This window comes from Longimicrobiaceae bacterium (assembly GCA_035936415.1).
Classification (GTDB): Bacteria; Gemmatimonadota; Gemmatimonadetes; order Longimicrobiales; family Longimicrobiaceae; genus JAFAYN01.
The window spans coordinates 1-6,221 of sequence record DASYWD010000522.1 but is presented as its reverse complement, the minus strand read 5'-3'; the positions used below and the strand labels follow the sequence as shown (position 1 = coordinate 6,221).

The 6,221-nt window shown below is 71.8% G+C and carries 9 protein-coding genes; 2 read left to right on the top strand and 7 right to left on the bottom strand.

The window, feature by feature from the left end:
• Nucleotides 1–735: DUF5715 family protein (locus VGR37_21115; GenBank protein ID HEV2149912.1), on the top strand; the 735-nt coding region annotated here is incomplete at its 5' end.
• A 63-nt stretch (nt 736–798) separates the two neighbouring features.
• Here the strand turns inward: VGR37_21115 and VGR37_21110 are convergent.
• The 7 genes from VGR37_21110 to VGR37_21080 all read right to left on the bottom strand — a co-directional run bounded on the left by VGR37_21110 (nt 799) and on the right by VGR37_21080 (nt 4,875).
• Nucleotides 799–1,284 (bottom strand): DUF2059 domain-containing protein, encoded by a 486-nt coding sequence (locus VGR37_21110; protein HEV2149911.1) that lies wholly within the window; start codon nt 1,282–1,284, stop codon nt 799–801.
• A 154-nt stretch (nt 1,285–1,438) separates the two neighbouring features.
• A complete protein-coding gene (locus VGR37_21105) occupies nt 1,439–1,852 on the bottom strand; it encodes a biopolymer transporter ExbD (protein ID HEV2149910.1) in 414 nt (137 codons plus the stop codon).
• Nucleotides 1,853–2,098: 246 nt separating this feature from the next.
• On the bottom strand, nt 2,099–2,824 hold the full coding sequence (locus VGR37_21100) for a M48 family metalloprotease (protein HEV2149909.1): 726 nt from the start codon (nt 2,822–2,824) through the stop codon (nt 2,099–2,101).
• A 90-nt stretch (nt 2,825–2,914) separates the two neighbouring features.
• Nucleotides 2,915–3,166, bottom strand: coding sequence for a hypothetical protein (locus VGR37_21095; GenBank protein HEV2149908.1), 252 nt, complete (start codon nt 3,164–3,166; stop codon nt 2,915–2,917).
• A 186-nt stretch (nt 3,167–3,352) separates the two neighbouring features.
• On the bottom strand, nt 3,353–3,613 hold the full coding sequence (locus tag VGR37_21090; GenBank protein ID HEV2149907.1) for an alpha/beta fold hydrolase: 261 nt from the start codon (nt 3,611–3,613) through the stop codon (nt 3,353–3,355).
• Nucleotides 3,614–3,943: 330 nt separating this feature from the next.
• Nucleotides 3,944–4,180, bottom strand: coding sequence for a hypothetical protein (locus tag VGR37_21085; GenBank protein ID HEV2149906.1), 237 nt, complete (start codon nt 4,178–4,180; stop codon nt 3,944–3,946).
• A 398-nt stretch (nt 4,181–4,578) separates the two neighbouring features.
• Entirely contained in the window at nt 4,579–4,875 is a 297-nt protein-coding gene (locus tag VGR37_21080; GenBank protein HEV2149905.1) for a hypothetical protein, read from the bottom strand.
• A 486-nt stretch (nt 4,876–5,361) separates the two neighbouring features.
• Here VGR37_21080 and VGR37_21075 point away from each other — a divergent pair, with 486 nt between their 5' ends.
• Nucleotides 5,362–6,126: a FliA/WhiG family RNA polymerase sigma factor gene (locus VGR37_21075; protein HEV2149904.1), complete on the top strand. Its 765-nt coding sequence runs from the start codon at nt 5,362–5,364 to the stop codon at nt 6,124–6,126.
• The last annotated feature ends 95 nt before the right edge of the window (nt 6,127–6,221 follow it).

Sequence of the window (6,221 nt, the reverse complement as noted above, 5' to 3'; positions counted from 1 at the left end):
GCCGCGGCGCGGGCCCGGGTCGCCGCCGCGGGGGACTCGGTGCGCGCCGCGTTCGGGCGGGCGTCCCCGCTGAGCGCCCGGGAGGTGGCGGAGCTGCGCCAGGACGTGAACGCCGAGCAGGTCGCCACGGCGCGGAGCCTGGGAGTGCGCGCGGGGAGCGAGGCGGAGATCGAGCGGCTGCGGCGGGAGGGAAGGCTGGTGGCGCTGGGGGACAGCACCGCCTACTGGGTGCTGCGGGAGATGGATCACTCGGTGCCGTACGTCACCCCGGACGCCCGCGCGATGCTGGAGGAGCTGGGCCACCGCTTCCACGCGCGGCTGGACAGCCTGGGGCTGCCGCGCTATCGCATGAAGGTGACCTCGGCGCTGCGGACGGCGGAAACGCAGGCGGAGCTGCGGAAGACCAACTCGTACGCGGCGTGGACGACCAGCGCCCACGAGTTCGGCACCACGGCCGACGTGTCGCACGAGCGCTTCGCCGTCCCCGCGGAGGCGCCCGCGGGGGCTTCCCGGCCGCCGGCGCTGCGGGAGGCGGAGGTGGAGATGCTGGAGGAGGTGGGGAAGGAGCACTCCCGCGTGCTGCAGGCCGAGCTGGGCCGCGCCATCGCGGCGATGCGGGACGAGGGCGCGCTCCACGTCATGATGGAGAACCGCCAGCCGGTATACCACATGACCGTGGCGCGGCGCTTCCCGGGCACGGCTGCGTCCGGCGGGGAGCCTCGTACCTCTCGATGAGCCCGCGGGCGGGGCGCCGGCGATCACCGGCCCACGGCACCCCGCCCCGGTGCCCCGGCGTGACTACCGTTCCGGCTTCGGGGTGTCGGATTCCGCCATCATGCGCTCCATGATCTGCTTCTGCATCTCCGGCAGGAACTTCTCCAGGCGACGGTTGGTGATCTCCATGCTCAGGGCGGCCACGCGGGGCTGCGTGGCCAGGAGCCGCCGCCCCAGCGGCGTCTGGTAGAAGGTGCGCAGCTGCCGGAGCTCGTCCTCCGTGTAGACGTCCGCATAGAGACGGGTGTAGTCCGCGCGGAGGTCCTCCCACTTCATGGCCCTCGCCATGAAGTCGCGCATGATGTCCTCGTACGCGGCCAGCACGGGCTGCTGCTGGATCTGGGTCTGCAGGGTGGCGTCCGCCGTCTCGCGGAGGATCGCCTCCACGTTCATCGCTTCGAGGAGCTCTGCGGCGGCCTTCATCCGGGCCGGCGAAGGGGTGGTGTTCTGCGCCGCCGCGGGGACGGAGAGGACGAGTGCGAGGGCGAGGGCAAGGAGGGTGCGCCGCATGCGTGGATCCTGGAAAGGAGCGGGGGGGGAGCCCGGCGAGACCGGGGTGGAGGTCCGGGGAATCTGCGGGCGGGAGGTGAGAAACACAACCGCGGACGCGCTCCGGGTGGGACGGTCGCCTCACCCGGAACGCGGATGCCCGGCCGGGCGCGGCTCAGAGACCCGGCTGTCCCGGACGGGGAGCAAGGCCGATGACTTCGACGCCGGCGGCACGGGACGCGTCCAGTGCGTGGACCACCTCGCCGTACCGAAGGCTCTCTTCCGCCTGCACGAAGAGCACCTTGCGCGGGCGGATCGCGAAAATCGCGTGCAGCTCCTCCGTCAGCCGGGCGGGGGCGAGGGGCTGCGAGTTCAGCGCGTACTCGGGGCCGGGGCGGATCGAGAGCACCAGCTGCTCCGGCGGCTGCGTGACGTTGGACGGCACCGCCGGAGGGATCTGCACCGCGATCCCCCTCTGGAGCTCCTGCTGGACGACCATGAAGATGATGAGGAGGACCAGCAGGACGTCGATCATCGGCGTCATGTTGATGTCCGACTGCTGACCTCCCCGACGGGCGCTCGTTGCCATGGCCATCGTCCACCTCGCGGCTGGTGTGAGTCCGGTGCGAACCACTCGGATGTCCACGTGCGAGGGGCAACCCGCATTCCCGCTCCACCGGCCAGGTGCGTGCGGAGGCAAGTGGAGGCCCCGCCGTGTGTTGCAGGTGCGGAAGGCGCCGGGGCGGCGCGGGGGGAGGCCTGGGACCGTCCCCCCGGCGGTGCGGAGCTGTCCTCCAGGGGAGACTCGCCGGGCGCCGCCCGCGCCCGAGCGATCTCAGCCGGCGGGAGAGCCGCGGAAGCCGGCATTCGCTTCCAGCCACCGGACCAGCGCGGCCTTGCGGTCCTGGATGGGCAGGTATCCGCGCGACCTTTGCCACGCCCAGATGCGGGCTCGGGTCGTCCACGGCGCCTCGCCCGACAGCTCTTCGTCCGACTCCGGGTCGAGCCCGTAGACCATTTCGAAGTCCTTCGCATCCAGCGCGAAGTGCTCCAGGACGTCGTAGAGGCCCAGGCAGCGCATGGGATGGTACCCGGCCGCGATGCACAGCGCGAGCCCGTGCCGGTCCGCGGCGCACTCCCGCTCCGAGCCGTAGAGCCGGCGCTCGAGGGCCTGGAAGGGAAGCGCCATGAGACGGGCGCCGGCCAGCCGGGAGAGCCGGCCCGCCCACCCGGAGAAGAGGTCCAGGTGGCCCAGGTCGTGGTGCGCGATCTCGTGGGCGATCACGAACGCGACAGCCTCCTCCCGCGGACAGCGCTCCAGCAGCCGTCGGGAAAAGTAGACGTAGCGTCCCGGAGCGGTGAACGCGTTCGCCTCCCGAAGCCAGGGCACCTCCACGATGAGCCGCTCCGACTCCGGCCGGCCGGCCTGGAGGCGGGCCGACACGCGCCGCACCTGCTCCGCGGCCCAGCCGTGGGACTCGACCAACGCGTTCGCGTGGATCTCCCGGTGAAGCCAGTCGCCGAAGTTGAGCCCGTCCTCCACCTCGAAGTCGAAGGGCATCGTCCGCTCCCTGCCGCAGTGGATACAATGACCGCACTGGCGACCACTACGGCCGGGGGTGACGCGCGTGTCGGCGCTCGGCTCCCCATGCTAGCGGGAATATTCTTCGGGCTCGTCCCAGGACTCGGACCAGAACTCTTCTTCGGCGCGGGCGGCCTCCTCCAGGTCCAGCGGCTCGTCGCCGTCCTCCGCCGCGAGCGTCCCCTCCGCCAGGATCCGGCGGAGGGCGTCGTCGTCCACCCTGGGCACGCCGGACGATGCGCGCATGGCGCGGATCCGTCCCACGTAGCGCAGGCCGGCAAGCCCGGCGAGGGCACCCGACAGGATCCAGAACCAGGTCATGAAGCACCGAGAGTTGCGATGAGGAAGCGCGTACGGGGGTGGATACCCCGGAGCGGCCCGGCGGGTCTTCGGCGGCCGGCGGACCCGTCAGCCGGCGGAGCGCGCAGACGTCCCGGACGAAGTCCCGCACCACCCGGGCGAACGCGTCCGCGGCGGTGTAGTTGACCACGTGCGGCCCCCCGGGAATCACATGCAGGCGGCCGCGGGGGAGGAGGGCTCCAGCGTCCAGTCTAACAGCCAGCGGCCGATCTGCCGGGGAGCGGTGCGCGCATGCGGGTCCATCGTCGGCCCCGCGAGCACGGCCGCGCGAACGGACGTGCGCCGGCGGAGCGCCAGGTCGGCGATGACCTGGCAACCCGGCGAGTTGCCGACCAGCACCACGGGCCCCTGGCCGAGCGCGTCCAGCCAGTCGGCCAGGGCATCCGCCAGCTCGGGGATGCGCAGCACGCGCCCCCGGCTTCTCGCTCAGCCCGATGCCCGGCAGGTCCGGCGCGAAGACGGGGAAGTGCGGGGCGAGGCGCACCGCCGTGGGCACCATGTACAGGCTGGAGATGACCAGCCCGTGGACCAGGACCACCGTGGGCGCATCCGCCGCGGACGCGGAGGTGGAGGCCCGGGCGTGCATGAGCCCGCTCCGGGTGCGGTGCCAGCGGCTGTGCAGGCGGGGGTGGGTGTCTCGGCTCATGGCCTGCGGCACGGCCAGAACGATGCCGCCCAGTCTACCCGCCCCAGCGGCTCAGGCTCGTCGCCCGGCGCAGGACGCCGCCAGTGCTGGCGTCAGTTCTCGGGCGTCCCCACCGTCGTCGAAGCGAACCTTACGCCGCAGCGCTGCAGGTAGCTGCGCTCCTCCCGCGTGAGCGGCTCGTCGGTGTTGAGCACGCTGGCGACGAGCCTCGGATCGCAGGGCGCATTTGCGAGCGACCCACGCGGCATGGCCTCCGGCGTGCTCTTTCCGGCGCACGCCGGGACGGAGGCGAGAAGAAGCCCCGTCAGGAGAGCGTGGCGAATGGACATGTGCACCTCTGCGGAAGGGAAGCAGGGACCCGAAGGCACGACGTTCCGAACCGCCGGAGCGTCACTCACCCGCGGCGGCGTTCTGCGCCCGGTGCACCACTGCGCCGCGGGGCGGCTCAGGCGGACGTGCTCCGCTCCGCGGCAATCCTGCGCTGGGCCACGGCCAGCGTGAGGGAGGCACCCGCGCCGAATGCACCGCTGACTGCGATGACAACGTGGGGCAGCGTCGTGCAGCCGAGTGCGGCGTATCCCTCGGCCGCGGCGACAACCGTGCCTACGAGGGCACCGAGAAGGGCGAAGCGTTCGGGTCTGCGGGCCATGGGCTCCTGGGGAGGAGGAGTGGCGATCCAGCCGGAGTTGCCGCCCGGATCGGTTCCCCCGTCGCCTGCCCGCTTTCGTCAGGCGAGCCGGGGAGCAGCCTCGGAAATGCCGATGGGCGCGACCAGCACGTTGGAAGCCGCCGCGAAGAACGGCTTGGCCGCAGCCTGCGGGAGCTTCAGCTCCAGGAGGCGGCTTCCGTCGCCGGTCTTGCCGAGCAGGCGCACGACCTCCGCCTCTCCGCTGGTGCAGTAGACCTGCTCCCCCACGGCGGGGCTGCGCTCACCGCCGCTGACCCACTCGGGATGCAGGGCGGAATCGACGTGCAGGTCTGCCGCGTGAATGCGTCGGCTGCTGTTGTTGGGTAACCAGCTCATCGATGCCACTCCCGGTTCGGGTAAATGCGCGCCGCTGAGCAGGATGGAACTGTGGCGCTCTGTAATCTAGCGGGAGTGGCTCCCTTCTCCTAATCCGGCGGATCTCCACGAGGCGCACCTCCGCGGTGATGATCCATCACCCACGCGCCCAGGGAAGGAAAGGGGCACGTCCGCACGGTGCGGGGCGTGCCCCTTTCCGCGTCCGGGAAACCGGCCGGGGAGGAGCCTGCCCGGAAAAACGCACCTCCCTCCGCTCGGAAAAACCTGCCGCCCAGCGCCTTTTTCCCAGCGGAGTGGAGGTCCCGGGAACGAGGGCGAATCTCCCGTAAATAGCACGGAAGAAAGGGATTGCGGAAGCGCGGGCGAGGATCGGCGAAGCGTGTCCGGAACGGTACGCAGTCTGCTCCTTCAGAGGGCTGGAACGACGGCGCCCACCCGGCCCCTCGGGCGCAGAGATCGGAACGCCTTCCCCACGGAGAGCTGGACATGGACACGACGACGGCGCCCTGGAGCGTTCGCGAGAGCGGATGCCCCATCGCGCGCGAGCGGCTGCTGACGGAGCACCTCGGGCTGGTGCACCACGTCGCGCGCAAGGTATCCCGCACGCTGACGGTGGAGGCGGACTTCGACGAGCTGGTGAGCGCGGGATCCATGGGGCTGATGAACGCCCTGGACAACTTCGACGCTTCGCGCGGGCTGGCGTTCAGCACCTTCGCCGCGCCGCGGATCCGGGGGGCGATCCTGGACGAGCTGCGGCGGCAGGACCACGTCCCGCGCTCCGTGCGCCGGAAGACGCGCGAGATCACCGCCGCGCGCGAGTCGCTGATGCGGGTCCTGGAGCGGGCGCCCGAGGACCGGGAGGTCGCGGAGCACCTGGGGCTGGACGTGGAGACCTTCTGGCGCTGGAGCGGCGACGTGGAGGGGACCGCGCATGTGCCCCTGGACGACCGCGTCGGCGAAGACCGCATCGGACGCGGGCTCGCCCCGGCAGACTTCCTCGCCGGCGAGACGCACCACGACATCGAGGGCCGGCTGAACCTGGCCGAAGAGGCGGAGATCCTCCGTGACGCCGTCCTCCGTCTGAAGGAGCAGGAGCGGATCGTCCTCACCCTGTACTACTACGAGGATCTGAAGCTGCACGAGATCGCCGCCGTCCTGAAGCTGACGGAGTCGCGCGTGTCGCAGATCCGATCCCGGGCAGTCGCCCGCCTCCGCGGCGAGCTCGCCCCGCTCCGGGAGCGGGTCGCATGAGCGCCGCGCCCCGAGCCGCACTCGCCGCCGCAGCGCCATCGGGGCGGGGCGGCTCCGGGCCAGGCGCTACCTCCGCGCCCCGAGCAGCGTAGGGA

Excerpts from the sequence above, each read along its gene's own strand:
- VGR37_21095 (HEV2149908.1), bottom strand. The coding sequence starts at position 3,166 with ATGACCTGGTTCTGGATCCTGTCGGGTGCCCTCGCCGGGCTTGCCGGC.
- VGR37_21105 (HEV2149910.1), bottom strand. The coding sequence starts at position 1,852 with ATGGCAACGAGCGCCCGTCGGGGAGGTCAGCAGTCGGACATCAACATG.
- VGR37_21110 (HEV2149911.1), bottom strand. The coding sequence starts at position 1,284 with ATGCGGCGCACCCTCCTTGCCCTCGCCCTCGCACTCGTCCTCTCCGTC.
- VGR37_21080 (HEV2149905.1), bottom strand. The coding sequence starts at position 4,875 with ATGAGCTGGTTACCCAACAACAGCAGCCGACGCATTCACGCGGCAGAC.
- VGR37_21085 (HEV2149906.1), bottom strand. The coding sequence starts at position 4,180 with ATGTCCATTCGCCACGCTCTCCTGACGGGGCTTCTTCTCGCCTCCGTC.
- VGR37_21075 (HEV2149904.1), top strand. The coding sequence starts at position 5,362 with ATGGACACGACGACGGCGCCCTGGAGCGTTCGCGAGAGCGGATGCCCC.
- VGR37_21100 (HEV2149909.1), bottom strand. The coding sequence starts at position 2,824 with ATGCCCTTCGACTTCGAGGTGGAGGACGGGCTCAACTTCGGCGACTGG.